General features: G+C 35.3%; 35 protein-coding genes. 2 read left to right on the top strand and 33 right to left on the bottom strand.

The annotated features are described in order from the left end of the window. Positions 1–259: 259 nt before the first annotated feature. From BW983_RS12630 to BW983_RS12590, 9 genes are read right to left on the bottom strand one after another with little or no spacing between them, the layout of a single operon-like run. The gene (locus tag BW983_RS12630) at positions 260–1,285 is read right to left on the bottom strand and encodes a hypothetical protein (RefSeq protein WP_076552258.1); all 1,026 of its coding nucleotides are present in this window, start codon (positions 1,283–1,285) and stop codon (positions 260–262) included. Positions 1,286–1,292: 7 nt separating this feature from the next. Further along, positions 1,293–2,882: an NAD(P)/FAD-dependent oxidoreductase gene (locus tag BW983_RS12625; protein ID WP_185116866.1), complete on the bottom strand. Its 1,590-nt coding sequence runs from the start codon at positions 2,880–2,882 to the stop codon at positions 1,293–1,295. Beyond that, positions 2,857–4,371 carry a polyamine aminopropyltransferase gene (locus tag BW983_RS12620; RefSeq protein ID WP_076552257.1) on the bottom strand — a complete coding sequence of 505 codons (1,515 nt, stop codon included), beginning with the start codon at positions 4,369–4,371 and terminating at the stop codon, positions 2,857–2,859. The genes BW983_RS12625 and BW983_RS12620 overlap by 26 nt, the downstream gene beginning before the upstream one ends. Beyond that, complete coding sequence (locus tag BW983_RS12615) at positions 4,364–4,579, bottom strand: DUF350 domain-containing protein (protein WP_065396003.1); 216 nt, start codon at positions 4,577–4,579, stop codon at positions 4,364–4,366. Before BW983_RS12615 ends, BW983_RS12620 begins: the two co-directional genes overlap by 8 nt. A 13-nt stretch (positions 4,580–4,592) precedes the next feature. Continuing rightward, a complete protein-coding gene (locus BW983_RS12610; RefSeq protein ID WP_076552256.1) occupies positions 4,593–4,784 on the bottom strand; it encodes a hypothetical protein in 192 nt (63 codons plus the stop codon). A gap of 3 nt (positions 4,785–4,787) precedes the next feature. Then, complete coding sequence (locus BW983_RS12605) at positions 4,788–6,254, bottom strand: DUF4178 domain-containing protein (protein ID WP_076552255.1); 1,467 nt, start codon at positions 6,252–6,254, stop codon at positions 4,788–4,790. A 1-nt stretch (position 6,255) separates the two neighbouring features. After that, entirely contained in the window at positions 6,256–6,615 is a 360-nt protein-coding gene (locus tag BW983_RS12600; RefSeq protein ID WP_076552254.1) for an S-adenosylmethionine decarboxylase family protein, read from the bottom strand. Positions 6,616–6,635: 20 nt separating this feature from the next. Continuing rightward, a complete protein-coding gene (gene ctlX, locus BW983_RS12595) occupies positions 6,636–7,559 on the bottom strand; it encodes a citrulline utilization hydrolase CtlX (protein ID WP_076552253.1) in 924 nt (307 codons plus the stop codon). 51 nt (positions 7,560–7,610) lie between these two features. Then, positions 7,611–8,525 carry a dimethylarginine dimethylaminohydrolase family protein gene (locus BW983_RS12590; RefSeq protein WP_076552252.1) on the bottom strand — a complete coding sequence of 305 codons (915 nt, stop codon included), beginning with the start codon at positions 8,523–8,525 and terminating at the stop codon, positions 7,611–7,613. Between the two features lie 289 nt (positions 8,526–8,814). On the opposite strand from BW983_RS12590, the gene BW983_RS24040 reads away from it, so the two are divergent. Continuing rightward, on the top strand, positions 8,815–8,979 hold the full coding sequence (locus BW983_RS24040) for a hypothetical protein (protein ID WP_165602257.1): 165 nt from the start codon (positions 8,815–8,817) through the stop codon (positions 8,977–8,979). A 90-nt stretch (positions 8,980–9,069) separates the two neighbouring features. Here BW983_RS24040 and BW983_RS12585 read toward each other — a convergent pair whose 3' ends face one another. Both BW983_RS12585 and eno read right to left on the bottom strand, forming a co-directional pair. Continuing rightward, a complete protein-coding gene (locus BW983_RS12585) occupies positions 9,070–10,356 on the bottom strand; it encodes a citrate synthase (protein WP_076552251.1) in 1,287 nt (428 codons plus the stop codon). Positions 10,357–10,440: 84 nt separating this feature from the next. Further along, positions 10,441–11,733: a phosphopyruvate hydratase gene (eno, locus tag BW983_RS12580; protein WP_076552250.1), complete on the bottom strand. Its 1,293-nt coding sequence runs from the start codon at positions 11,731–11,733 to the stop codon at positions 10,441–10,443. A 279-nt stretch (positions 11,734–12,012) separates the two neighbouring features. Between eno and BW983_RS12575 the strand changes: the two genes are divergently transcribed. Continuing rightward, the gene (locus BW983_RS12575; RefSeq protein WP_076552249.1) at positions 12,013–12,447 is read left to right on the top strand and encodes a hypothetical protein; all 435 of its coding nucleotides are present in this window, start codon (positions 12,013–12,015) and stop codon (positions 12,445–12,447) included. Positions 12,448–12,542: 95 nt separating this feature from the next. Here the strand turns inward: BW983_RS12575 and rplQ are convergent, their stop codons facing one another. The 22 genes from rplQ to rpsC form a co-directional block, all read right to left on the bottom strand. Further along, positions 12,543–13,064: a 50S ribosomal protein L17 gene (gene rplQ / locus BW983_RS12570; RefSeq protein WP_065395926.1), complete on the bottom strand. Its 522-nt coding sequence runs from the start codon at positions 13,062–13,064 to the stop codon at positions 12,543–12,545. A 6-nt stretch (positions 13,065–13,070) separates the two neighbouring features. Then, positions 13,071–14,066, bottom strand: coding sequence for a DNA-directed RNA polymerase subunit alpha (locus tag BW983_RS12565; RefSeq protein ID WP_027371705.1), 996 nt, complete (start codon positions 14,064–14,066; stop codon positions 13,071–13,073). Positions 14,067–14,099: 33 nt separating this feature from the next. Beyond that, on the bottom strand, positions 14,100–14,708 hold the full coding sequence (gene rpsD, locus BW983_RS12560) for a 30S ribosomal protein S4 (RefSeq protein WP_047096812.1): 609 nt from the start codon (positions 14,706–14,708) through the stop codon (positions 14,100–14,102). 19 nt (positions 14,709–14,727) lie between these two features. Further along, positions 14,728–15,117 (bottom strand): 30S ribosomal protein S11, encoded by a 390-nt coding sequence (rpsK, locus tag BW983_RS12555; RefSeq protein ID WP_002983263.1) that lies wholly within the window; start codon positions 15,115–15,117, stop codon positions 14,728–14,730. Between the two features lie 12 nt (positions 15,118–15,129). Then, complete coding sequence (gene rpsM, locus BW983_RS12550) at positions 15,130–15,507, bottom strand: 30S ribosomal protein S13 (protein ID WP_002983260.1); 378 nt, start codon at positions 15,505–15,507, stop codon at positions 15,130–15,132. Positions 15,508–15,516: 9 nt separating this feature from the next. Further along, a complete protein-coding gene (gene rpmJ, locus BW983_RS12545) occupies positions 15,517–15,633 on the bottom strand; it encodes a 50S ribosomal protein L36 (RefSeq protein ID WP_007839480.1) in 117 nt (38 codons plus the stop codon). A 63-nt stretch (positions 15,634–15,696) separates the two neighbouring features. Next, positions 15,697–15,912: a translation initiation factor IF-1 gene (gene infA, locus BW983_RS12540; RefSeq protein ID WP_034684855.1), complete on the bottom strand. Its 216-nt coding sequence runs from the start codon at positions 15,910–15,912 to the stop codon at positions 15,697–15,699. A 3-nt stretch (positions 15,913–15,915) separates the two neighbouring features. Next, a complete protein-coding gene (gene secY, locus BW983_RS12535) occupies positions 15,916–17,295 on the bottom strand; it encodes a preprotein translocase subunit SecY (RefSeq protein WP_045491124.1) in 1,380 nt (459 codons plus the stop codon). 9 nt (positions 17,296–17,304) lie between these two features. Then, positions 17,305–17,754: a 50S ribosomal protein L15 gene (gene rplO / locus BW983_RS12530; RefSeq protein ID WP_076552248.1), complete on the bottom strand. Its 450-nt coding sequence runs from the start codon at positions 17,752–17,754 to the stop codon at positions 17,305–17,307. Positions 17,755–17,775: 21 nt separating this feature from the next. Beyond that, positions 17,776–17,952, bottom strand: coding sequence for a 50S ribosomal protein L30 (gene rpmD, locus BW983_RS12525; RefSeq protein WP_029297759.1), 177 nt, complete (start codon positions 17,950–17,952; stop codon positions 17,776–17,778). Between the two features lie 11 nt (positions 17,953–17,963). Continuing rightward, entirely contained in the window at positions 17,964–18,485 is a 522-nt protein-coding gene (gene rpsE, locus BW983_RS12520; protein WP_042721505.1) for a 30S ribosomal protein S5, read from the bottom strand. A 19-nt stretch (positions 18,486–18,504) separates the two neighbouring features. Then, on the bottom strand, positions 18,505–18,858 hold the full coding sequence (rplR, locus tag BW983_RS12515; protein WP_076552247.1) for a 50S ribosomal protein L18: 354 nt from the start codon (positions 18,856–18,858) through the stop codon (positions 18,505–18,507). A 15-nt stretch (positions 18,859–18,873) separates the two neighbouring features. Beyond that, a complete protein-coding gene (gene rplF / locus BW983_RS12510; RefSeq protein WP_076552246.1) occupies positions 18,874–19,419 on the bottom strand; it encodes a 50S ribosomal protein L6 in 546 nt (181 codons plus the stop codon). Between the two features lie 17 nt (positions 19,420–19,436). Beyond that, positions 19,437–19,835, bottom strand: a complete 399-nt coding sequence (gene rpsH / locus BW983_RS12505; RefSeq protein ID WP_034694686.1) for a 30S ribosomal protein S8 — start codon at positions 19,833–19,835, stop codon at positions 19,437–19,439. A 147-nt stretch (positions 19,836–19,982) separates the two neighbouring features. After that, positions 19,983–20,252, bottom strand: coding sequence for a 30S ribosomal protein S14 (gene rpsN / locus BW983_RS12500; protein ID WP_002983233.1), 270 nt, complete (start codon positions 20,250–20,252; stop codon positions 19,983–19,985). A 3-nt stretch (positions 20,253–20,255) separates the two neighbouring features. Continuing rightward, the gene (gene rplE, locus BW983_RS12495) at positions 20,256–20,807 is read right to left on the bottom strand and encodes a 50S ribosomal protein L5 (protein WP_076552245.1); all 552 of its coding nucleotides are present in this window, start codon (positions 20,805–20,807) and stop codon (positions 20,256–20,258) included. A 13-nt stretch (positions 20,808–20,820) separates the two neighbouring features. Continuing rightward, positions 20,821–21,147: a 50S ribosomal protein L24 gene (gene rplX / locus BW983_RS12490; protein WP_047096816.1), complete on the bottom strand. Its 327-nt coding sequence runs from the start codon at positions 21,145–21,147 to the stop codon at positions 20,821–20,823. A gap of 21 nt (positions 21,148–21,168) precedes the next feature. Then, positions 21,169–21,537 carry a 50S ribosomal protein L14 gene (gene rplN, locus BW983_RS12485; protein WP_002983226.1) on the bottom strand — a complete coding sequence of 123 codons (369 nt, stop codon included), beginning with the start codon at positions 21,535–21,537 and terminating at the stop codon, positions 21,169–21,171. A 2-nt stretch (positions 21,538–21,539) separates the two neighbouring features. Further along, complete coding sequence (gene rpsQ / locus BW983_RS12480) at positions 21,540–21,794, bottom strand: 30S ribosomal protein S17 (RefSeq protein ID WP_027387210.1); 255 nt, start codon at positions 21,792–21,794, stop codon at positions 21,540–21,542. A 12-nt stretch (positions 21,795–21,806) separates the two neighbouring features. Continuing rightward, positions 21,807–21,992 carry a 50S ribosomal protein L29 gene (gene rpmC, locus BW983_RS12475; RefSeq protein WP_027371716.1) on the bottom strand — a complete coding sequence of 62 codons (186 nt, stop codon included), beginning with the start codon at positions 21,990–21,992 and terminating at the stop codon, positions 21,807–21,809. Between the two features lie 12 nt (positions 21,993–22,004). Continuing rightward, positions 22,005–22,430: a 50S ribosomal protein L16 gene (gene rplP / locus BW983_RS12470; RefSeq protein WP_002983219.1), complete on the bottom strand. Its 426-nt coding sequence runs from the start codon at positions 22,428–22,430 to the stop codon at positions 22,005–22,007. Between the two features lie 98 nt (positions 22,431–22,528). Further along, a complete protein-coding gene (gene rpsC, locus BW983_RS12465) occupies positions 22,529–23,278 on the bottom strand; it encodes a 30S ribosomal protein S3 (RefSeq protein WP_034694675.1) in 750 nt (249 codons plus the stop codon). Positions 23,279–23,282: the final 4 nt, after the last annotated feature.

Below are 23,282 nucleotides of genomic sequence, written 5' to 3'. Positions count from 1 at the left end.
CAAATTCTTTTTTGGCTCGAAGTTGTTCTCAAAATCTTCTTAGGCAAGTATAATTTTCAAAATGAAAAATTAGCTTTTTAAGGAATGACTACTTATACCTTCGGGAATAAAAAAATTAAAAAAGTAAGAGATATCGAAGGAGCTTCCGATTCCATCAAAAGCAGAACAAGATAGAAACTATCTTTCTTCATATTCAAATTATTTTGTATCCAAACCTGTTGATTTATCGGCAGGTTTTTTAATAATATTGAAGAAATGTTTAAGCAGTACTTTTAGGTTTTCTCCAGATAAATCCATCCAGAAGATAATGAGTAAGCTGTGGAACCACCAGTAAAGGGACTAAAAATGGTAATAAATGCTCTGAAACAGTAAGATCTAGTGAAAAGTGTTCATTCCAGACAAGGGTTTCCCATAGAAATTCTTCCAAAAGGGCAAAGCATAAAATAATACCTACAAACAGGAAGATTCCTGAAAAGGATTTAAAGATTTTCATCCAGTTTAATTGATGATTGCCTTTCTGTTCTATTTCACTGATGTAGACTAAAGCTATGTAAGGAATTCCGTGGGAAACAACATTCAGAAAAGTGAAAAGCAGATCATTATTAAAATATACAATTCCAAAATACCAGGAAAGGAATGTTCCTGAAATGAGAGCTGTTTTAGGGATATTAAGTGATTTGGTTTTAAAAGCTTCTACAATTGTCTTAGTGATCCAAGCCGTAAGAATAATCACATACAGAACAGTGATAAAACTAACATAATCCGGAAGATTTTTAAACCATTCAAATTCATTATCTACAAACCAGGTAAACGCTCGTGGAGTTTTAAACCAATATAGCATTGGATAAATGGTAGCTGCATAAACGGCAACCTCATCTATTCTCTTGCTCCCATTATTAGGTTCAAAACGGGCGTAGATTCTCATAAAACCGTACTGTTGACGTATAAAATGAAAAACGGCAATCAAAGCCAGAACAGACCAAAACGTCAGGCTTCCAAACTGAAATAAAGCAATTCCCAATACCCAACTTATAACAGGAATTCCAAAGTACAATAACTTTCGTTTCTGCACTTCTCCCTTTACAAAGTATGTCTTAAACAAAGTAGAATATACATGAGCTACATCCACAAAAACAATGAGTAGCAGCCATGTATAAAAGGAATAATGATCTTCCAATCCCTGAATCTGTTTCTGAAACAGAAAAATAATCAGCAATACCAAAAATGGTGGCGATAAAATAAACCACCAATCTGTTTTTGCATTATGTATCCAAGGTTGTTTCATATACGTTTTACATCATTTGTCGGGCTGTTCTGAGTCCCTGATAAAAAGCTTCTTCAAAAATAGAAATTCCGGAAAGATCTGAGTGAGCAAAGAAAATTTTTCCTTCAATAGATTCTTTAGCAGCTTTCGTTTTTTCTCCAAAAATCTGATCAGGAATGGGAGCAATCATTGCGTGTCCTATCTTATGGAACTGCATTTCAAGAATAAAGTCTTCTATCAAAGGATGCGCTTTTTTCAGATCATCCAAAACTAAAGTTTTCAGTTCTACTTCTTTCATGGAATATAACTTCTTCCTTGCCTTTCTACAATTGCTGGTGGAAAAGCTTTTGTAATATGTAATTACTTTCTCACCTATAATCTGGTTAAGGTTTTGATGCTGATCATCAATATACCCCAAACCTGATGATCCGTAAATAACATTATCCCATGCCAGTTCTTCATCTCCACCAAATTCATTCTTTAAGGTTATAGTCGTTAAAAGCCATGGAACATATTGAAAAGAAGCTGCTTTTTTATTATTTAAAATTCGTTCATTTACAAACTGTGGCGTTGCAAGTAAAACCTTTTCTGCAATGATTTTCTTTGTCTTCTTCCCGGTATTATCAAAACTTAATACCTCAACTTTATCATTGATCTTTACATCAAACACCAAATGTCCGGATAATTTCTTGTCTCCCGTATATTTTCCAAAATGCTTTGTTAATCTTGCATTTCCTTCTGCCCAAGTGAAGACCTGATCTTTATATTTCTTACTCCAGTTGTTTTTTCTTCCTGCAAAATAATGAATCCCACCCCAAGCTGAAACGTAATCAATTCCTAATCCGTAATCATCTCTACAGGAATAGTCCAGCAGCCAAAGCAGCTCCTCAGACTTATAATCGTGTTCTTTCAACCAGTCTTTAAAAAGAATCTTTTCCAGCTTTATTGCTTCATCTTCCTTACTGGAATCATGAACAGGAATCGCAAACCAGTAATTTCCAAGAGCATCTTTCTTCTGACGCATTTCGTCCATCAACTTAAAGAAACGATTAAACTCTTTCTGAACTTCAGCTGTAATTCCTTTCTGAGGAACAATATCGTTCTGCCACGAGTTCTTATAGAAAAGTCTTTCTTGCTGTGGAAAAGTCATTTGATATTCATCCAGAATAGGTTCTCCATTCTCTTCTGTTCCCTGGCAGATTCCGCATTCTGTAAGAAATTCGATGATCTCTTTGTTTTCTTTGTTGGGTAAAGGTAAATAATGGGCTCCCAAAGGGAATTTTGAAAATTTATTTTGTCCGTTTGAAGAATTTCCACCTATATGGTTTTCCATTTCCAGCAGAAGATAATCTTTCTCATTATTCTGATTAAAAAATCTGCATGCAGAAAGTCCTGAGATTCCACCGCCAACAATAAGATACTTTGTGTGGATAACTTCTGAAAATTGTGGAAAATCCTTAGCCCATAGTTTATGCCCCAAAACATGATCGGTTCCGGTTATTTTCAGTAACAGAGACTTCACCTTCTTTCCGCAGTATTGCAGAAAAGGGAGCACCATGCCACCTAATAGCAATGTTTTCAGGAAATCTTTCCTACTGTACTTTTCCCCACTCTTCATCGAAATAACGAACTAATATCTGATTATCCAGACGGTTAACCTCAACATCATTGACTTTCATATCTTTATTAAAGTATGATAATTGTGAAAAATCATAATCATAATACTTCAGATTAGAAATTCTCCTGTAAATCTTATTATTGACAGGCTCAAATGAAGCCATTGAAAATCCCCATTCTCCAAATGATGGTACATAGGTATGATATGCTGATGTAAAAGGGAAAATCTGGTTCATTGTTTTTTCTATACACCAAAAAGATTTTGGAGCAAAGTAAGGCGAAGTCGTTTGAACTACAATTTTAGTTTCCGGAGTTGTCAGTCTCTCAAGCTCTTTGTAAAATTGTAATGAATATAGTTTCCCTAAGCTGTAGTTGGAGGGATCCGGAAAGTCTATAATAATGACATCATATTTCTTCTTGTTCTCCTTTACCCAGATATAAGCATCTTTGTTGATAACTTCCACTTTGGATCTTGATAATGAACTTTGATTCAGTCTTCGCATCGTTTCATTGGTTTTGAAGAAATCTGTCATTTCTCCGTCAAGATCTACGAGCGTTATTTTTTTTACTTCTTTATACTTCAGAACTTCGCGGACAGCAAAACCATCGCCGCCACCTAAAATCAGGACATTATCAATATTCTTAGCCATTGACATCGCAGGATGTACCAATGCTTCATGATAACGGTATTCATCGGTAGAAGAAAACTGTAAGTTATTATTTAAATATAATCTGAATTCCCTGTTATTTCTCGTCAAAACAATTCTTTGATAGGGAGAGCTTTTTGTATAAACAATATTTTCACCATATAACTTCTCTTCAGAATAAGAAAGGATGGTATCCGAAAAAATAAAAAGAGCGAGAAGAAGTAAAAAGGCTCCTATAGATTTTATCTTTAAAAATATAGGTTTTGAAAGTTCTTTTTTAAGGTAAAAACACAGAAATATTGCAATTGAAACATTGATCAATCCAAAGAATAAAGGTGTTTTTACAATTCCAAGATGTGGAATAAGCACCAATGGAAATAAGATTGATGCCAAAAGCGCCCCGATATAATCAAAGGCAAAAACATTAGACACTAAATCTTTGAAACCTATTCTGTCTTTAAGAATATTCATCAACAGCGGGATTTCAACTCCCACTAAACATCCGGTAAAAAATACAAACAGGTAAAGAACCGCCTCAAAATGAGCCAGTGTATTGAAGAGAATAAACAGCACCACGGAACTTATCCCTCCTACAATTCCTACCAGAATTTCAATTTCTACGAACTTATCAATAAGGTTTCCCTTGATGAATTTTGCCAGGTAGGAGCCTACTCCCATAGAAAACAGATAGACGCCAATGATAAAGGAAAACTGTTTGACAGAGTCTCCCAAAAGATAACTTGCCAATGCACCAGCCACCAATTCATAGATCAATCCACATGTCGCAATGACAAAAACAGAAAACAGTAAAAGCAGTTCAAGAGGAATCCTCTTCTTATCCATGAATCGCAGCGCTTATAATCATTGAAATACCGATGATAAATGCCCCGAAAACGATAGCCAAAGCTATATTTTTATTCTGAGCGATCTCATGCCATGTTTTTTCCGGTGTTAATTTCTCAATGATGAAATAACAGATCAGTAAAATAGCAATTCCCAGGAATGAATATAGAACTGAATTGAATATAGGTATTAGATTAATATTGTCCATAGTTTTAATTTTTTTATTTGTGATAGTATCTGTAAAATCCTGTTCTGGAATGGCTTCTTGTGGTTCCGTCCCGATAGTTTTCTGTTTTTACGCAATCACAGAATTGATTTCCTGTAAATGTCAGATAAACGAACCATCCTAAGAAAAATCCTCCGATGGCAAAGAGCATCCAGTTGTCTCTGATGTAATTAATTAATCTTTCCATCGCTTAATTAGTAGAATAAGGTGAATTTGAGCTATTGTTCCATTTACTGCTTTCAAAAATACTTTTAGCGATATAACTTGCTACGGTAAACAAAGCCAAAATGAAGATAACAATACCAAAATTCCAAAATGAAACCGGTAACCATGTAGCTTTTATATTAACACTTAGGTTTTTCTCGCCATTGGCTGTGTAATCATAATTAGGCGGCATATTCACAAGTATGGAATCCATTTTATTCATTTCTTTTTCAGTATTCTGGAGCCCTGTTCTCGATATAATTTCATTTTTCAAGGACTCTTTATCTGTAAAAGTTTCGATACTTTTATCCTTATCATTTTTAAGAAAGAAAGTTCCTGTTGTATTTTGAATAACAGAGAAATCTCCATTTTCAGGTCTGTATCCCGACTGAAACGGATTTTTGCCTCCGCCTTCTTTTTCTGCCGAAACAATAAAATGATAGGCTCCCTGAGGAATACCGCACATATTGAAATTTTCGCTCTGACTTCCCTCGCTCCAACTTTCTCCGTCTTCAAAACCTGAATAGCGTTCAATATCCTTTGTAGCATAAATCACTTCATTGGTCTTTTCATTCACCAGTCCAAGGCCTACGTTAGCCCAGGAGTTATCCACATCAGAGAAAAGATTTACTTTTAACGGAGCAGAACCTCCTGAGAGAGTAAAGCTTTTACTCACCAGTTCTTTGTCGTTCACGTCCTCAAAAGCAATGGTCTGTTCAAATACAGTCTGATTACTTCTTGATGTAACGGTATAAAGCTGAAGTAAACATATCAGTAAAGCTGTAATTGCCATGATATTGATACATTGCTTGACGTTATAGTAAAAAGGCTGTACAATCCCTATTCCTGTATAAAACGGCATACCTGTAATTCCAAAAGCTCTTTTTATTACAGATTTTGAAATATGATTTCCTTTGAAAAACTGAAATTCATTTCCGTATTGCTCACAGGAAACCATTTCTGTCCCGTTTACATATTCTTTATAGGTACTTAAACCAAACGGAAGCTTATCTTCAAAAAAGCCGGATGCAGCATGAACTGTGCATGGAGTGGTTTCATACCATCTGTATTTTTTTCCGTCAGCTTCAACATAATATTGATATTCTATCAATTTAAAATCTCCCTGACGAAGAAAAACCCAATGTCCGTCACTTTCGCTAAGATAAATGTTATTCCCGGCACGGTCTTTCAAGGTATATTCCCGCCAAAAGGTATCTGAACCGTATTTTTTGATGACAATATTGATCACCCAATATTCTGTACCGTAAAGTATGCCTTTACTCCCTACTTCCAATACAACATTTTCTACAGGTTCTTTGACCTTCTTTTTCTTAACAGAGATTCCTTCTGATGAAATGAGATTTTTACAATGACTGCAGATAAATTCTTCAATGGCAAAATCAATTGCCATCTGGTTGTTATTGGTTTTACAAATGGGACAAATGTGATCCATTTTATCTGTAAATTTTGTGTTTCTGAATGGTATTAGCTTTAAAATATTGAACCACTTCATCAGCAATCTGCTCTACTTTTGCTGTATTGTCCTGAGTATAATTGCAAAGAAATACATCAAAGGTAAGTTGTTTAAACTCCGGCCATGTATGGATGCAAAGATGTGACTCTTTAAGGCAAACCGCCGAAGTAAAACTTTGATTCTCAAAAATATGATTGGTAATCCCTACGATTTCCACTTCTTTAGTTTCAAGCATCTTCTCTGTGAATGCAAGGAAACTGTTACTGTCTATTAACAAATCTTCTGACTCTGTTTCCAAAGTCAGAAGAATATGTAAACCTTTATTTGATAATGGGTTCAATTAATTTTTTCGTAAATATATTATTTTTTTGGAAGAAATACTTCTGCAAGCATACATCTTGCACTTCCACCTCCATTTACTTCAATGGTATTAAGGTCTGAATAAATGATTTCACAGTGTTTTTCAATAGCTGAAACCTGTTCCGGTGTTAAAGACTGATAAGCAGTTTGGCTCATTACCAAAAACTTTTCCCCTTCTTTATTTTGAACCTGAAGCATGTTTCCTGCAAACTGCTGCATTTGTTCTTCAGAGATTTCAACGATTTCCTTACCTGAGTTTTTAATCGTTTCAATTACTTTTTCTCTTTCCAGTTCATCATCGATACAGTCAAGACAAATAACAACAAATTTATCCGCTACACACATCATTACGTTGGTATGGTAAATTGGAAGTCTTTCTGTTCCTACTGTCTGATAAGAATGGAAAACGATTGGTGTAAACCCATATTTCTCACAGAATTCTCTGAATAAGTTCTCATCCAGTCTCAAAGAAACTGAACCGTAAGCAATCTTATTATCGTGATCAAAAATCATACTTCCTGTTCCTTCAAGGAAATGTCCCTGTGTTTCCGGGAAAGACCAGTCGTCTATTTCAGTAATATCAAATCCCTGAGCTTTGATGCTTTCAAGAATATCATCTCTTCTTTCTACTCTTCTGTTGGATGCGAACATGGGATATAAAACCACTTTCCCGTCTTTATGGAAGCTTACCCAGTTATTAGGGAAAATAGAATCCGGAGTATGAGGGTCTAATGTATCTTTAATGGTGATTACATTGATTCCTTTTCCTCTCAGTTTTCCTACAAAAGTATTGAACTCAGCCAAAGCTTTTGACTGAATATCAGAACCTGTCTGTTCTACCTGAAAGTAATTATTTTTCGCAGTTTCTGCGTTGTAACCGAATGCAATCGGTTCTATCATTAATACTGTATCTGTTGTTTGCATTTTTTTGAATTAAAAATTAAAAGATTTAAAACTCTTCTACTCTACAACCTATTACTCTCTTACAAGCGGCATAGTAGAACATCTCAGTAAGCCTCCCATTTTAGAGATTTCTCTGTAAGGAATTTCTTCAACAGTCATTCCCCATTCGTTTCTTAAATGATTGTTCATTCTTGTGAATGCTTTGTCCGAGACTACTATATCAGGAGAGATAGAGAAGATATTCGGGAACATTTCAAACATTTCTTCATCATTGATGTGGAAACAGTTTTCTTCTCCGAAAATGTCAATGATTAAACGATAATCACTCTCGTCTACGAAACCATTTTTGTAGATAATACATTTGTCTTCACCTACAGGATTGAAAGTACAATCTAAGTGAAGAATTCCTTCAAACGGAACTTTATCATTCTTTTTCAGTTCAAGATCGATAATTCTTTTCTTAGGAAAATATTCTTTTAATATTTCGATGGCATACTCGTTGGTTCTTGCCGTCTTATAGTTTCTGTAATCTTCGCTGAAGCATGTTCCGATGAAAATAAAATCATTCCATACGATAACATCTCCACCTTCAATATGTGCTGTTTCCGGAAGGTTGATAATTTTTCTCCATGCAACTTTTTCGAAAACGCTTTTATATGCCTCCTGCTCATCAGCTCTGTCTGCAATCACGTTTGAAATGATCATCTTATCATCAATTACAAATGCCACATCTCTTGAAAAAACCTGATTGTAATCTTCAATGATGCTTGGACGTAATACTTCTACGTCATACTTTTTTAGAACAGCTTCAAAAGCGTTCATTTCATTAATGATATCCTCTTCTTTAGGATAAATATTATTCTCGATTGAGTAATATGACTTAGCGTCATAACTTTCCTCTAGTGTGGGAACCGGTCCCAATGAATTAGGCTGACCTAGTACTACAGACTTCAGCCTACCCGTTTCGTTTTTAATGTTTAGTCTCATAAAGATTTATGCAATACTACAAATATAAGTAAAGGTCTCTACCTATAAAACTTTTGGTTTATTTTATATATTAATTTTAAATGCTTTAATTGAAGACCTCTAGTAAATTTTCCCTTCTATCACGCCATCTACAGTACTCAGCATATACAAATATCTACAACATACTATATTTCATCTACATAAGCACAACAAAACAGATATTTTTATAATTTAAATTCCTATATTAGTGATATAATTTTCGCGAGATTATATATTTTAAAACTTACTATTAACATCAAAAATCAAAATCATGACTAAAAACAATTCAGTGCTGAGAAACGCACAAAAGCTAGGAAGAGATCAACAGAAGTCTGTAATGGGAGGTGCTCCTATTTCAACAGGAAGAAGATGTTGCGAATGGGATCAAAACGGTAAATGTTATATCTGGACATGTGACAGATGCCAGTGTCCATAAATATAAGAACCTGCTTTTTCAAGCAGGTTTTTTTTATTATAAAAAAATCCCAAAGCAAGCTTTGGGATTTTGATATGGTATAAGCAAATATTATCTGCTTGCGATATCGATATAGTTTCTTTCCTGAGCACCTTGGTAAACCTGTCTTGGTCTTCCGATTGGGTCTCCTTTCAATCTCATTTCTTTCCACTGAGAAATCCATCCCGGAAGTCTTCCTAAAGCAAACATTACTGTAAACATTTCTGTAGGAATTCCTAGAGCTCTGTAGATGATACCTGAATAGAAGTCTACGTTTGGATATAGTTTTCTTTCTACGAAGTAATCATCTTCAAGCGCTACTCTTTCTAACTGCATTGCAATGTCTAGAGCTTTATCCTGGATACCTAATGCTTTAAGGATATCATCAGCAGCTTTCTTGATAATTTTTGCTCTTGGATCGAAGTTTTTGTAAACTCTGTGTCCGAATCCCATTAAACGGAAGTTATCGCCCTTATCCTTAGCTTTAGCAACATATTTAGATACGTCACCACCATCTTTCTCGATAAGTTCAAGCATTTCGATTACAGCCTGGTTAGCACCACCGTGAAGTGGTCCCCAAAGAGCTGATACTCCAGCAGAGATAGAAGCGAAAAGACCTGTGTGAGCAGAACCTACCATTCTTACTGTAGAAGTAGAACAGTTTTGCTCGTGGTCAGCGTGAAGAATTAATAATTTATCTAATGCATTTACAACTACCGGATCGATTTCGAAATCTGCGTTTGGTAGTCTGAATGCCATTTTGTAGAAGTTTTCTACGTAGCTTAGGTTATTATCACCGTGGTTTAATGGTAAACCTTGAGTTTTTCTGTAAGTCCAAGCACAAAGGTGAGAGAATTTAGCGATCATAAGCTCAGCAGCATGATCCATTTCTTCTTTAGAGTTTACGTTAACTGCCTTCGGGTTGAAAGCTGTTAAAGCAGAAGTCATAGAAGAAAGAACTCCCATAGGGTGAGCAGAACGAGGGAAAACATCAATGATCTTTTTCATTTCGTCTGCGATGAAGTTATATTTTTTAATGTTGTTGTCGAAAGAAGTAAATTGATCCTGAGTAGGTAATTCTCCATGTAATAAAAGATACATTACTTCAGTGAAGTTAGATTTCTCAGCAATTTGCTCGATAGGATAACCTCTATAGAATAATTCTCCTTTATCTCCGTCTAAGTAAGTGATGTCGCTAATAGTAGCTCCAGTATTTTTGTAACCTAAATCCAGAGTGATTAAACCTGTCTGGTCTCTTAATTTTGAAATATCAATCCCTCTGTCTCCGATAGTACTATCCACGATTGGATATTCATATGAATTACCGTCGTAATTCAATATTACTTTGTTGTCTGACATTATTTATTTATTTTTTTTAAATATACCACTTTCCATAAAATACGGCAAACAAAAATTATCGCTTGCCGTTATTTATAAATTCAATTATCTTTTAATTTTAAATGCTTCTAAACCTGGGAAAATTGCAGTTTCACCAAGAGCTTCTTCAATTCTCAACAATTGGTTGTATTTCGCCATTCTGTCTGATCTTGAAGCTGAACCTGTTTTAATTTGTCCACAGTTCATTGCTACTGCTAAATCAGCAATTGTAGAATCTTCAGTTTCTCCTGATCTGTGAGACATTACTGAAGTGAATTTGTTATTCTGAGCCATCTGTACTGCTGCCATTGTTTCAGAAAGAGAACCAATCTGGTTTACTTTTACAAGGATTGAATTTGCAATTCCTTCTTTTACTCCTCTTGATAATCTGTCAACGTTTGTTACAAATAAGTCATCACCTACTAATTGTACTCTGTCACCGATTTTATCAGTTAACATTTTCCATCCTTCCCAGTCATCTTCCTGCATACCGTCTTCAATAGAGATGATAGGATATTTAGCAGCTAATTCAGCAAGGTAAGAAACCTGCTCTTCTCTTGATCTGTGAGCTCCTTTATCTCCTTCGAATTTTCTATAATCGTAAGTTCCGTCTTTGTAGAATTCTGAAGCAGCACAGTCTAATGCCAACATAATGTCATCACCAGGCTTATATCCTGCTTTTTCGATCGCCTGAAGCAATGTATCCAAAGCATCTTCAGTTCCATTAAAAGTTGGAGCAAAACCTCCTTCATCTCCTACTGCTGTAGAAAGACCTCTTCCTTTAAGGATAGATTTAAGGTTGTGGAAAATTTCTGTTCCTTTTCTCAAAGCGTGAGAGAAAGAGTCAGCTTTTACTGGCATGATCATAAACTCCTGGAATGCGATAGGTGCGTCAGAGTGAGAACCACCGTTGATTACATTCATCATTGGAACAGGAAGAGTGTTTGCATTTACTCCACCTACATATTTATATAAAGGCATTCCAAGTTCTGCAGCTGCAGCTCTTGCTACTGCTAAAGAAACTCCAAGGATTGCATTAGCTCCAAGATTTCCTTTATTAGTTGTTCCGTCAAGATCAATCATGATCTGATCGATATAGTTTTGTTCAAAAACAGGCTGACCAACTAAATGCTCTGCAATTACTTCTTTTACATTTTCAACAGCTTTCAAAACTCCCTTTCCTTGGTATTCTGAACCTCCGTCACGTAATTCTACAGCCTCATGTTCTCCTGTAGATGCTCCTGAAGGAACAGCTGCACGACCCATAGCACCGTTTTCTGTAAATACATCCACTTCAATGGTAGGATTACCTCTGGAATCTAAAATTTGTCTTGCTTCTATGTAAGAAATTGCACTCATTTTTTATTTTTTTTAGTTTATACAAATTTAATCAAAATTAAACTTTTGGGGGTATTTCTAAGGGATCTTTTACCACAAATCATCAGTTAAATTTTAGTTAATTTTATAAATTCCAGTAGCTTTCAAATTCAGCATAAAAAAATACATAGTTCCATTACTTTTATGTAATTTTCAAGGTTAAAATTGAGACCATTGGTTTGCTTTTTGATTTCATTAAAATAATTAAAAACTTTCTTATTGGAAGAAAAACCTATATTCGATACATAAAAAATAACCATTATGAAAAAAGGACTTTTAATAGCAGTCTCAGCTTCTGCATTACTTCTTACAAGCTGCAAAAAAAGTGAAAGTGGAAACAAAAGTGTGATTAAAACAGACAGCACTGAAACACTAGTTACTGACAACAATGGAAAAATTGATTCTGTCACTCAAAGTTCGTCCACAATAGATGTGAATGGGCAGAAAACTGAGAAAACTGATTTTGTATACAAAGCAACTGACGGAACATTGGTAAAAGTAATATTCAAGAATGATCCAAAGGAAAGTACCGTAGCTATTACCAGCAACAAGAAAACATTTACTCTTCCTAAAACAGAAACTAAAGGTGAGGAAACCATCTATAAGAAAGATGATATGACAGCAAGAGTAAAAGGAGATAGTTTACACCTGGAACAAGGTAATAATGTTATTGAGTTGAAAAGAACAAAAATTTAATAAAATGATGGTTATTAATAGAAATACGATAACCATTACAAAAAACAAAAACCATCCGGAATCCGGATGGTTTTTAATTTATATCTGAATGAATATTATTCTTCAGTTTTTTCTTCAGTAGAGTCAGCTTTAGCTTCTTCTACTTTCTCTTCTACTGCAGGAGCATCAGCAACTACTGCTTCAGCTTTTTTAGGTGCAGCAGTTGATCTTCTGCTTCTTCTTGTAGTCTTTTTCTCTTCAGCATTAGGGTTGTAAAGCTCGTTGAAATCTACTAATTCGATAAGAGCAGTATCAGCAGCATCACCTGGTCTGAAACCTGTCTTAATGATTCTTGTATAACCACCGTTTCTTTCAGCGATTTTAGGAGCTACAGTTCTGAATAATTCAGCAACCGCAAATTTATTTTGAAGGTAAGAGAATACTACTCTTCTGTTATGTGTAGTATCTTCTTTTGCTTTTGTTAATAGAGGCTCAACATATACTCTTAAAGCTTTAGCTTTAGCTACAGTAGTGTTGATTCTTTTATGCTCAATTAGAGAACAAGCCATATTAGAAAGTAAAGCGCTTCTGTGAGAAGCTGTTCTTCCTAAGTGATTGAATTTTTTACCGTGTCTCATTATTAATTATTTATCAGCGTCTAACTTATATTTTGCAACGTCGAAACCGAAGTTAAGACCTTTTGAATGCACTAATTCTTCTAGTTCTGTCAAAGATTTTTTACCAAAATTTCTGAATTTCATCAAATCAGACTTACTGTAAGAAACTAATTCTCCAAGAGTTTCTACTTCAGCTGCTTTCAGACAGTTAAGGGCTCTTACAGAAAGATCCATATCTGCTAATTTAGACTTAAGTAGTTGTCTTGTATGAAGAGTTTCTTCGTCATATTGGATAGATGCTTTTACAGCTTCAGTTTCAAGAGTGATTCTCTCATCAGAGAACAACATGAAGTGATAAATTAATATCTTAGAAGCTTCTGTTAAAGCATTCTGAGGGCTGATAGACCCATCAGTTTCTATATCTAATACAAGTTTTTCGTAGTCTGTTTTTTGCTCTACACGATAATTTTCAATGCTGTATTGTACTTTCTTGATCGGCGTGAAAATAGAGTCAATAGCAATAGTACCTACAGGTGCATTGTTTGACTTATTCTGTTCTGAAGGAACATATCCTCTACCTTTTTCAATATTGAAAGTAATTTCGAAAGTTACATCACTGTTTAGGTTACAAATCACTAAATCCGGGTTTAAAACCTCAAATCCGTTGATCGACTTTCCTAAATCACCAGCAGTAATAATCGTTTGACCTGAAACTTTAGCAACAACCTGCTCATTAGCCTGTCCTTCTGCTGCAGCTTTTAATCTTACCTGCTTTAGGTTAAGAATAATTTCGGTAACGTCTTCGATTACTCCTGGAATAGTTGAAAATTCGTGCTCTACACCTTCTATTTTGATAGATGAAATAGCGTATCCTTCCAGAGAAGAAAGCAACACTCTTCTCAAAGCATTACCGATTGTAAGCCCGAAACCTGGTTCTAAAGGTCTGAATTCGAATTGACCTTTAAATTCATCAGAGTTAAGTAAAATTACTTTATCGGGTTTTATGAATTGTAAAATTGCCATATTATTGGGTTGAGCAAAAATTTGATTAAAAAATTATTTAGAGTAAAGTTCGACGATAAGGTTCTCCTTGATGTCTTCCGGAATTTGGATTCTTTCAGGAGCAGAAATGAAGGTACCTTCTTTCTTCTCATCGTTGAATTGTAACCACTCATAGTTTGACTTAGAAGCCAATGCATTGGTAACAACTTCAAGAGACTTAGACTTTTCTCTTACAGTGATTACATCACCAGCTTTTACCAAGTAAGATGGAATGTTAAGAATTTCTCCGTTTACAGTAATGTGTCTGTGAGAAACTAATTGTCTTGCTCCAGATCTAGTTTTAGCAAAACCTAATCTGTAAACAACGTTATCCAATCTTGATTCACAAAGTTGTAATAGAACTTCCCCTGTTACACCTTTACTTCTGTGTGCTTTTTCAAATAAGTTAGCAAACTGTCTTTCTAAAATACCGTAAGTATATTTAGCTTTTTGTTTTTCAGCTAACTGAACTGCGTATTCTGATTTTTTAGCACCTCTTCTTTTGTTAGGACCGTGTTGTCCTGGCGGTTGGTTCTTTCTTTTTTCGAAGTTTTTATCATCTCCGTAGATTGCAGCACCAAACTTTCTAGCAATCTTAGTTTTAGGTCCAATATATCTTGCCATAATGGGTAAATTCTAAAAATTAAACTCTTCTTCTTTTTGGTGGTCTACATCCATTGTGTGGCATAGGAGTCACATCAATGATTTCGCTAACTTCAATTCCTGAATTGTGGATAGATCTGATAGCAGATTCTCTACCTGCACCAGGTCCTTTCACAAACACCTTTACTCTTCTTAAACCAGCTTCGTGAGCTACAGCAGAGCAATTTTCAGCTGCCATCTGAGCAGCAAATGGAGTATTCTTTTTAGAACCTCTGAAACCCATTTTACCGGCAGAAGCCCAAGAGATAACCTCTCCGTTTTTATTTGTTAAAGAAATGATGATGTTATTGAAAGAAGCTTGAATATGAGCTTCACCAATAGCTTCAACTTTTACTTTTCTTTTCTTAACTACTTTAGTTTGTTTTGCCATAATTCCTAACGATTATTTACTAGCTTTTTTCTTGTTAGCAACAGTTTTTCTCTTCCCTTTACGTGTTCTAGAGTTGTTTTTCGTTCTCTGGCCTCTTAAAGGTAATCCAAGTCTGTGACGTATTCCTCGTTGGCATCCTATGTCCATCAATCTCTTGATGTTCAATTGCACTTCAGATCTCAATTCTCCTTCTACTTTTACGTTTTCAGAGATATATGTTCTGATTGCAGCCAATTCATCGTCATTCCATTCGTTGACTTTCTTGTCTTCGCTGATACCGGCAGCTTTAAGGATTTCAGAAGAAGTACTTCTTCCTACTCCATAGATGTAAGTTAAACCGATAACACCTCTTTTGTTTTTTGGTAAATCAATACCTGCAATTCTCGCCATAATTTAATGTTAACCTTGTCTTTGTTTAAATTTTGGGTTCTTCTTGTTGATTACGAATAGTACACCTTTTCTGCGTACGATTTTGCAATCAGCGCTTCTTTTTTTAATTGATGCTCTTACTTTCATTTTGATAGTATTTATTTTTTACAAATGCCAAATGGAATGAGAATTCCATTTGGCTAAATGTTTTTAATATCTAAATGTGATCCTCCCTTTCGTTAAATCATAGGGAGACATTTCTAGTTTTACCTTATCACCAGGTAAAAGTTTAATATAGTGCATTCGCATTTTACCAGAAATATGAGCAATAAGAATATGCCCATTTTCAAGTTCTACACGGAACTGAGCGTTCGAAAGTGCTTCCGTTATAACGCCGTCTTGTTCAATATGTTTTTGTTTTGCCATAAATTAATATCCAGTCGTTCTAGACAGTTTAGACTGCATTAAGCCATCATAATGATGGTTCAGCAGATATGTATTAATCTGTTGAACTGTATCTAAAATTACACCCACCATAATTAATAGTGACGTTCCCCCGAAAAATAAGGCGAACGCATCTGTCTGAACAAAGCTTCCATGCACAATTGCTGGAAGGACTGCAAAGATAGATAAAAAAATTGCACCTGGCAAGGTAATTTTTGATAAAATATCATCTAAATAATCAGCTGTCTCTTTTCCGGGTCTTACTTTCGGTACTAAACCTCCATTTCTCTTCAAGTCATCAGCCATTTGGTTCACCGGAATTGTAATTGCAGTATAGAAAAACGAGAAGATAATAATTAATAGTGCAAACAATACATTGTACTGCCAGCTAAAAACATTCTTGAAACCTGCAAGAAAAGTGTTAGACTCATCGAATTTTGTTAATAATCCTGGTACGAACATCAATGCCTGAGCAAAGATAATCGGCATTACACCAGCAGCATTTACTTTCAATGGAATCCATTGTCTTGCGCCCTGCATAAGATTCTTGTTTACACCTCCTCTTGCTTGAGCTCTGCTTACATACTGAATAGGAATTTTTCTTACAGCCACTGATAAAATCACAGCTAAAAGAACTACCAACATCCAGAATAATACTTCGATAAGGATCATGATAGACCCCATTCCTCCTTTTCCGTTCTGCACGGCCATCTCCTGTACGAATGCCTCAGGTAATCTTGAAAGGATCCCCACCATAATAAGGATAGAGATACCATTTCCGATTCCTTTATCGGTAATCTTTTCACCTAACCACATTGCAAACACTGAACCACCTACAAGTATAACAATACTTGGTAACCAGAACATGATTGAATTTGGTTCTACAAAATATGCAGATTGGAATTGAGCATACGGTAAGAATAATTGAGTAATAGAAGTTAAGTAAGAAGGTGCCTGTACCAGACAAACTCCGATTGTTAACCATCTTGTAATTTGGTTCAATGTATTTCTACCTGACTCTCCATCTTTCTGAAGCTTCTGAAGATAAGGAATAGCCATCCCCATCAACTGAACAATAATAGAAGCAGAAATATAAGGCATGATACCTAACGCCATTACGGAAGCGTGGCTGAAAGCTCCCCCCGTAAACGACGAAAGCAAGCCAAGGAGACCTGCTCCTTGCTTGTTACCGCCTTGATTTTTATAATGCTCTAAGAGATCTCCCACCTCTGCAAGGTTAATTGCGGGAAGTGAGATATAAGATGCGAATCTATACACAAGGATAATACCTAAAGTGAAGAGAATTTTATCTCTCAATTCTTTAAGACTCCAAATATTTTTAAGTGTTTGTATAAATTCTTTCATTAGTAAGTATTATAAGGTAATTGCTTTTCCACCTGCCTTAGCAATAAGCTCTTCAGCAGATTTAGTGAATTTGTCAGCAGAGATTGAAACCGCAGATTTCAATTCTCCTCTACCCATAATTTTCACTAATTCGTTTTTAGAAATTATCCCGTTTGCTACTAAAACTTCTTTCGTGATATCTCCAGTGATGGATTTGTTCTCGATTAAAGTTTGGATAGTATCAAGGTTAACTCCTCTAAACTCTTTTCTATTTACGTTTTTGAAACCGAATTTAGGTAATCTTCTTTGTAAAGGCATCTGTCCACCTTCGAAACCGATTTTCTGAGAATAACCAGCTCTAGCCTTCTGACCTTTGTGTCCTTTTGTTGAAGTACCTCCTTTTCCAGTACCTTGACCTCTACCAATTCTTTTTGAGTTGAAAGTAGATCCTGCAGCTGGTTTTATGTTATTTAAATTCATTTTAATTTCTCTTTTTTAAAATTATTTTTGAACTTCAAGTAAGTGACTTACTGCAGCTATCATTCCTAAGATAGAAGGAGTAGCTTCGTGTTCTACAACTTGGTGAAGTTTTTTTAATCCTAATGCTTCAAGCGTTCTCTTTTGGGTTTTTGTTCTACCAATAGCGCTTCTTACTTGCTTTACTTTAATTGTTGCCATTGTTTTAATTATTAACCGTTAAACACTTTACTTAGAGAAACTCCTCTCATTCTAGCGATCTCTTCAGGTCTTCTGATATCTAATAACGCTTTGAAAGTAGCTTTCACCACGTTGTGAGGGTTAGAAGATCCTTTAGATTTTGAAAGGATATCGTGAATACCAGCAGACTCCAATACCGCTCTTACCGCACCACCGGCGATAAGTCCTGTACCGTGAGAAGCAGGTCTTAAGAAGATATCTGCACCTCCGTATCTAGCAGTAGTTTGGTGAGGAATAGTATGGTTCATTACAGGAACTTTAACAAGGTTTTTCTTAGCGTCTTCAACTGCTTTAGCAATTGCAGAAGCAACCTCTTTAGATTTTCCTAAACCAAAACCGATAACACCTTCTTCATTTCCTACTACAACGATAGCAGAAAATCCGAAAGCTCTACCTCCCTTAGTTACTTTTGTTACTCTGTTAACAGCTACGAGACGATCTTTTAATTCTAATCCTCCCGGTTTTACTCTTTCTATATTATCTAGTCCTAACATATTTTCCGAAATTTAATGATTAGAATTTAAGTCCAGCTTCTCTCGCACCATCAGCTAGAGCTTTCACTCTACCGTGATATACGAATCCGTTTCTGTCAAATACAATATTTTCGATTCCTGCAGCGATAGCTTTAGCAGCGATAGCTTTACCAACAGCAGCAGAAATTTCAGTTTTAGTACCTTTAGCGTCTACACCTTTCTCTCTAGAAGAAGCTGATGCTAAAGTTTTGCCACTTTTATCGTCGATTAACTGAGCGTAAATTTCCTTATTACTTTTGTATACAGATAATCTTGGCAATTCAGAAGATCCAGAGATTTTCCCTCTTACTCTTCTTTTAATTCTTATTCTTTTTTCTAATTTACTTAATGCCATAATACTTATAATTTATTAAGCAGATTTACCAGCTTTACGTCTAACAATTTCTCCTACGAATCTTACACCTTTTCCTTTGTATGGCTCAGGCTTTCTGAAAGAACGGATCTTTGCAGCTACCATTCCTAGAAGTTGGTTGTCGTGAGACGTTAAAGTAATAATTGGGTTTTTACCTTTTTCAGTCAATGTATCAACTTTTACTTCGCTAGGAAGTTCTAATACGATACCGTGAGAGAATCCTAAAGCTAACTCAAGTTTTTGACCTGCGTGTGAAGCTCTATATCCTACCCCTACTAGTTCTAGTTTCTTTTCGAAACCTGTATTTACACCAACAATCATGTTGTTGATTAACGCTCTGTATAAACCGTGAAGCGCTTTGTGTTGTTTAGAATCAGATGGTCTGTTTACATTCAGTTCACCATCTTTTTGTTCTATAGTAATTCCTGCTGTAAGCTCCTGAGAAAGTTCTCCTTTAGGACCTTTTACAGTTACTACACCATTGTTTTCAGTGATTGTAACTCCAGCTGGAACTGTTATAATTGCTTTACCAATTCTTGACATTTTCCTCTGATTAAAAATTAATAAACATAGCAGATTACTTCACCGCCTACTTTCTCTTCTCTAGCTTTCTTGTCAGTCATTACTCCTTTAGAAGTAGAGATGATAGAAATACCCAAACCGTTTAGTACTCTTGGAAGTTCAGTAGAACCTTTGTACTGTCTTAAACCTGGTCTTGAAGCTCTTTGGATAGACTTAATAGCAGGTTTGTTAGTTTGCTTATCGTACTTTAAAGCGATTTTGATCACTCCTTGAACAGCGTTATCTTCGAACTTGTAGTTTAAGATATACCCTTGATCAAATAGGATCTTAGTAATCTCCTTTTTGATTTTCGATGCAGGAATTTCCACCACTTTGTGGCCTGCGCTTTGTGCGTTCCTTACTCTTGTTAGGAAATCTGAAATTGGATCTGTTACCATTTTTCTTTTATAAATTATTGGTTAAAGAACAATCAGTATTGAAAAGACTTGAAGATTAAAATATCAGACGTCAGAAATCTTCGGTCTGATATTTTTATTCTTTAGTATCTTGACAACTTAATTGTCCCGATTTTTAATTAGTAATTATTACCAACTAGCTTTTCTTACACCTGGGATAAGACCGTTGTTTGCCATTTCTCTGAAAGTTACTCTGGAAATACCGAACGTTCTCATGTATCCTCTTGGTCTACCTGTTAGTTTACATCTGTTGTGTAATCTTACAGGAGAAGCATTTTTAGGTAATTTTTGAAGACCTTCGTAATCACCAGCTTCTTTAAGAGCTTGTCTTTTAGCAGCGTATTTAGCAACTAGTGCTTCTCTTTTGCGCTCACGCGCTTTCATTGATTCTTTAGCCATTTCTTAGTTCTTTTTAAATGGTAAACCGAAGTGAGTTAATAATGCTTTAGCTTCTTTATCTGTCTTCGCAGTTGTAACGAAAGTGATGTCCATCCCTTGGATTTTTTTCACTTTGTCGATTACGATTTCAGGGAAGATAATCTGCTCAGTAATACCTAAGTTGTAGTTACCTCTACCATCGAAACCATCAGCTTTGATTCCAGAGAAATCTCTAATACGTGGTAAAGCTGAAGCAGTAAGTCTGTCTAAGAATTCATACATTTGATTTCCTCTTAAAGTAACTTTAGCTCCTACAGGCATACCTTTTCTCAATTTGAAAGCAGCTTCGTCTTTCTTAGAGATCGTACCAACAGCTTTTTGACCTGTGATATTTGTAAGCTCTTCTATAGCATAATCAATGATTTTTTTGTCTGCAGTAGCATCACCTAAACCTTGTGATACAACGATTTTCTCTAATTTAGGTACTTGCATTACTGACTTATACCCGAATTCTTCCATCATTGCAGGAACAATTGTCTCTTTATATGCTTTTTTGGGTCTTGCTATATATTCCATGTGTTATTTAAAATTATAAAGTTTCACCCGTTTTTTTGTTGATTCTTACTTTCTTATCTCCTTCGATTTTGTAACCGATTTTGATAGCTTTTCCGTCTTTACCAACTAAAGCTACGTTTGAGATATGAATAGAAGCTTCTCTTTCAACGATTCCTCCTTGAGGGTTAGAAGCTGAAGGCTTAACGTGCTTTTTGATGATGTTAAGTCCCGCAACAATTACTCTAGGGTCTCTTCCTTCTTTCTTGATCACTTCAATAACTTCACCAGTCTTACCTTTGATATCTTTCTTACCAGTAGTAATGATTACGTTATCTCCTCTTTTTATTTTTAACTTTGACATTTCTTTTAAAAATTTTAAAAATTAAAGTACTTCAGGAGCTAATGAAATGATTTTCATATATTCTTTGTCTCTCAACTCACGAGCAACCGGTCCGAAAACACGAGTTCCTCTCATTTCTCCTGCTGCGTTTAGTAATACACAAGCATTATCGTCGAATTTGATGTATGAACCATCTTTTCTTCTTACTGCTTTTTTAGTTCTTACTACTACAGCTTTAGATACCTGACCTTTTTTAGCGTTTCCAGATGGTGTAGAATCTTTGATCGTAACAACGATTTTATCACCAACTGAAGCATATCTTCTTCTGGTTCCTCCCAGAACTCTGATAACTAGTACTTCTTTTGCACCTGTATTATCAGCAACTTTTAATCTTGATTCTGTTTGTAACATTATTACTTAGCTTTTTCAATGATTCTTACTAATCTCCATCTCTTGCTCTTGCTCATAGGTCTAGTTTCTTGGATAAGAACTGTATCACCTTCTGTGCATTCGTTGTTCTCGTCGTGTGCAGTATATTTTTTCGTTTTCAAAACGAATTTACCGTACATCGGGTGCTTTACTCTTGTAGTTTCGCTAACAACAATAGTTTTTTCCATTTTATTGCTGGAAACCACTCCGATTCTTTCTTTTCTTAAATTTCTATCCATTGTAAAATGAAATTATTGTTTGTTAGTTAACTCAGTATTTAGTCTAGCGATTGTTCTTCTCAAATCTTTGATTTGAATCGGGTTTTCAATTGGGCTGATTGCATGAGCCAATTTCAATTTAGAATATTGAGCTTTTGCTTCAGTTAATTGAGCTTGAATATCACCCGCGCTTAAATTTTTAATATCAGCATTTTTCATTGTACTCAAAGATTATAAAGGTTTAACAAAATCGTTAGCAACGATGAATTTAGTAACTACTGGTAATTTTTGTGCAGCAAGTCTAAGAGCTTCTTTCGCAACTTCGTAAGGAACTCCACCTACTTCGAACATAATTTTACCTGGTTTTACTACAGCTACCCAGTATTCAACAGCACCTTTACCTTTACCCATACGTACTTCCGCTGGTTTCTTAGTAATTGGCTTATCTGGGAAGATTTTGATCCATAGTTGACCTTCTCTCTTCATATATCTTGTCGCAGCAATACGAGCAGCTTCAATTTGTCTTGCAGTGATCCAAGCACCTTCAGTTGCTTTGATCCCAAAAGTTCCGTATGCAAGTTGACTACCTCTTTGGGCATTCCCCTTCATCTTCATCTTGTGAACTCTACGGAATTTGGTTCTTTTTGGTTGTAACATAATCTCTAAATTTTAGATTTTAGATTTTAGATTTTAGATTTTTTTTAATTTTAAAAAAGTAACGGTAATTTAAAATTCAAAATTTCTAATCTAAAATTTTAATTATTATTGTTATTGTTGTTGTTTTTTCTAGGTCTTCTGTTGTCTCTGTCTCCTCCTCTGTTTCCTCTGTCTGACTGACCTCCTTTTTTCTGTTGTCCCACTAGTGGAGAAAGTTCTCTTTTACCGTAAACTTCACCTTTCATGATCCAAACTTTTACACCTAGTCTACCGTAAGTAGTGTGAGCTTCTGCCCAGTGGTAATCGATATCAGCTCTGAAAGTTGACAATGGAATTCTTCCTTCTTTGAAAGATTCTGATCTTGCCATTTCAGCTCCGTTTAATCTACCTGAGATTTGAACTTTGATACCTTCAGCACCCATTCTCATAGTACTTGCCATTGCCATTTTAACAGCTCTTCTGTAAGAAATTCTGTTTTCAATTTGCTTAGAAATACTATCAGCAACTAGTACAGCATCTAATTCAGGTCTTTTGATTTCGAAAATGTTGATTTGAATATCCTTACCTGTAAGTTTCTTCAATTCTTCTTTCAATTTATCAACTTCCTGACCTCCTTTACCGATGATAAGTCCCGGTCTAGCAGTAGTGATTGTTACTGTTACTAATTTAAGTGTTCTTTCAATATAGATTTTTGAAATACCACCTTTAGATAATCTAGCCTCAAGGTATCTTCTGATTTTGTAGTCTTCAGCGATTCTGTCTCCATAATCGTTTCCACCAAACCAGTTAGAATCCCATCCTCTGATGATACCTAATCTATTACCAATTGGATTTGTCTTCTGTCCCATACCT

It is taken from the genome of Chryseobacterium ureilyticum, assembly GCF_900156735.1.
GTDB classification, from domain to species: domain Bacteria; phylum Bacteroidota; class Bacteroidia; order Flavobacteriales; family Weeksellaceae; genus Chryseobacterium; species Chryseobacterium ureilyticum.
This window is presented reverse-complemented; position numbering and strand designations above follow the sequence as displayed.

What these genes read in the sequence shown, in the direction of transcription:
- BW983_RS12630 (WP_076552258.1), bottom strand. Translation starts at nt 1,285, where the DNA reads ATGAAACAACCTTGGATACATAATGCAAAAACAGATTGGTGGTTTATT.
- BW983_RS12625 (WP_185116866.1), bottom strand. Translation starts at nt 2,882, where the DNA reads ATGAAGAGTGGGGAAAAGTACAGTAGGAAAGATTTCCTGAAAACATTG.
- BW983_RS12620 (WP_076552257.1), bottom strand. Translation starts at nt 4,371, where the DNA reads ATGGATAAGAAGAGGATTCCTCTTGAACTGCTTTTACTGTTTTCTGTT.
- BW983_RS12615 (WP_065396003.1), bottom strand. Translation starts at nt 4,579, where the DNA reads ATGGACAATATTAATCTAATACCTATATTCAATTCAGTTCTATATTCA.
- BW983_RS12610 (WP_076552256.1), bottom strand. Translation starts at nt 4,784, where the DNA reads ATGGAAAGATTAATTAATTACATCAGAGACAACTGGATGCTCTTTGCC.
- BW983_RS12605 (WP_076552255.1), bottom strand. Translation starts at nt 6,254, where the DNA reads ATGGATCACATTTGTCCCATTTGTAAAACCAATAACAACCAGATGGCA.
- ctlX (WP_076552253.1), bottom strand. Translation starts at nt 7,559, where the DNA reads ATGCAAACAACAGATACAGTATTAATGATAGAACCGATTGCATTCGGT.
- BW983_RS12590 (WP_076552252.1), bottom strand. Translation starts at nt 8,525, where the DNA reads ATGAGACTAAACATTAAAAACGAAACGGGTAGGCTGAAGTCTGTAGTA.
- BW983_RS24040 (WP_165602257.1), top strand. Translation starts at nt 8,815, where the DNA reads ATGACTAAAAACAATTCAGTGCTGAGAAACGCACAAAAGCTAGGAAGA.
- BW983_RS12585 (WP_076552251.1), bottom strand. Translation starts at nt 10,356, where the DNA reads ATGTCAGACAACAAAGTAATATTGAATTACGACGGTAATTCATATGAA.
- eno (WP_076552250.1), bottom strand. Translation starts at nt 11,733, where the DNA reads ATGAGTGCAATTTCTTACATAGAAGCAAGACAAATTTTAGATTCCAGA.
- BW983_RS12575 (WP_076552249.1), top strand. Translation starts at nt 12,013, where the DNA reads ATGAAAAAAGGACTTTTAATAGCAGTCTCAGCTTCTGCATTACTTCTT.
- rplQ (WP_065395926.1), bottom strand. Translation starts at nt 13,064, where the DNA reads ATGAGACACGGTAAAAAATTCAATCACTTAGGAAGAACAGCTTCTCAC.
- BW983_RS12565 (WP_027371705.1), bottom strand. Translation starts at nt 14,066, where the DNA reads ATGGCAATTTTACAATTCATAAAACCCGATAAAGTAATTTTACTTAAC.
- rpsD (WP_047096812.1), bottom strand. Translation starts at nt 14,708, where the DNA reads ATGGCAAGATATATTGGACCTAAAACTAAGATTGCTAGAAAGTTTGGT.
- rpsK (WP_002983263.1), bottom strand. Translation starts at nt 15,117, where the DNA reads ATGGCAAAACAAACTAAAGTAGTTAAGAAAAGAAAAGTAAAAGTTGAA.
- rpsM (WP_002983260.1), bottom strand. Translation starts at nt 15,507, where the DNA reads ATGGCGAGAATTGCAGGTATTGATTTACCAAAAAACAAAAGAGGTGTT.
- rpmJ (WP_007839480.1), bottom strand. Translation starts at nt 15,633, where the DNA reads ATGAAAGTAAGAGCATCAATTAAAAAAAGAAGCGCTGATTGCAAAATC.
- infA (WP_034684855.1), bottom strand. Translation starts at nt 15,912, where the DNA reads ATGGCAAAACAAAAACATATTGAACAAGACGGCGTTATAACGGAAGCA.
- secY (WP_045491124.1), bottom strand. Translation starts at nt 17,295, where the DNA reads ATGAAAGAATTTATACAAACACTTAAAAATATTTGGAGTCTTAAAGAA.
- rplO (WP_076552248.1), bottom strand. Translation starts at nt 17,754, where the DNA reads ATGAATTTAAATAACATAAAACCAGCTGCAGGATCTACTTTCAACTCA.
- rpmD (WP_029297759.1), bottom strand. Translation starts at nt 17,952, where the DNA reads ATGGCAACAATTAAAGTAAAGCAAGTAAGAAGCGCTATTGGTAGAACA.
- rpsE (WP_042721505.1), bottom strand. Translation starts at nt 18,485, where the DNA reads ATGTTAGGACTAGATAATATAGAAAGAGTAAAACCGGGAGGATTAGAA.
- rplR (WP_076552247.1), bottom strand. Translation starts at nt 18,858, where the DNA reads ATGGCATTAAGTAAATTAGAAAAAAGAATAAGAATTAAAAGAAGAGTA.
- rplF (WP_076552246.1), bottom strand. Translation starts at nt 19,419, where the DNA reads ATGTCAAGAATTGGTAAAGCAATTATAACAGTTCCAGCTGGAGTTACA.
- rpsH (WP_034694686.1), bottom strand. Translation starts at nt 19,835, where the DNA reads ATGGTAACAGATCCAATTTCAGATTTCCTAACAAGAGTAAGGAACGCA.
- rpsN (WP_002983233.1), bottom strand. Translation starts at nt 20,252, where the DNA reads ATGGCTAAAGAATCAATGAAAGCGCGTGAGCGCAAAAGAGAAGCACTA.
- rplE (WP_076552245.1), bottom strand. Translation starts at nt 20,807, where the DNA reads ATGGAATATATAGCAAGACCCAAAAAAGCATATAAAGAGACAATTGTT.
- rplX (WP_047096816.1), bottom strand. Translation starts at nt 21,147, where the DNA reads ATGTCAAAGTTAAAAATAAAAAGAGGAGATAACGTAATCATTACTACT.
- rplN (WP_002983226.1), bottom strand. Translation starts at nt 21,537, where the DNA reads ATGTTACAAACAGAATCAAGATTAAAAGTTGCTGATAATACAGGTGCA.
- rpsQ (WP_027387210.1), bottom strand. Translation starts at nt 21,794, where the DNA reads ATGGATAGAAATTTAAGAAAAGAAAGAATCGGAGTGGTTTCCAGCAAT.
- rpmC (WP_027371716.1), bottom strand. Translation starts at nt 21,992, where the DNA reads ATGAAAAATGCTGATATTAAAAATTTAAGCGCGGGTGATATTCAAGCT.
- rplP (WP_002983219.1), bottom strand. Translation starts at nt 22,430, where the DNA reads ATGTTACAACCAAAAAGAACCAAATTCCGTAGAGTTCACAAGATGAAG.
- rpsC (WP_034694675.1), bottom strand. Translation starts at nt 23,278, where the DNA reads ATGGGACAGAAGACAAATCCAATTGGTAATAGATTAGGTATCATCAGA.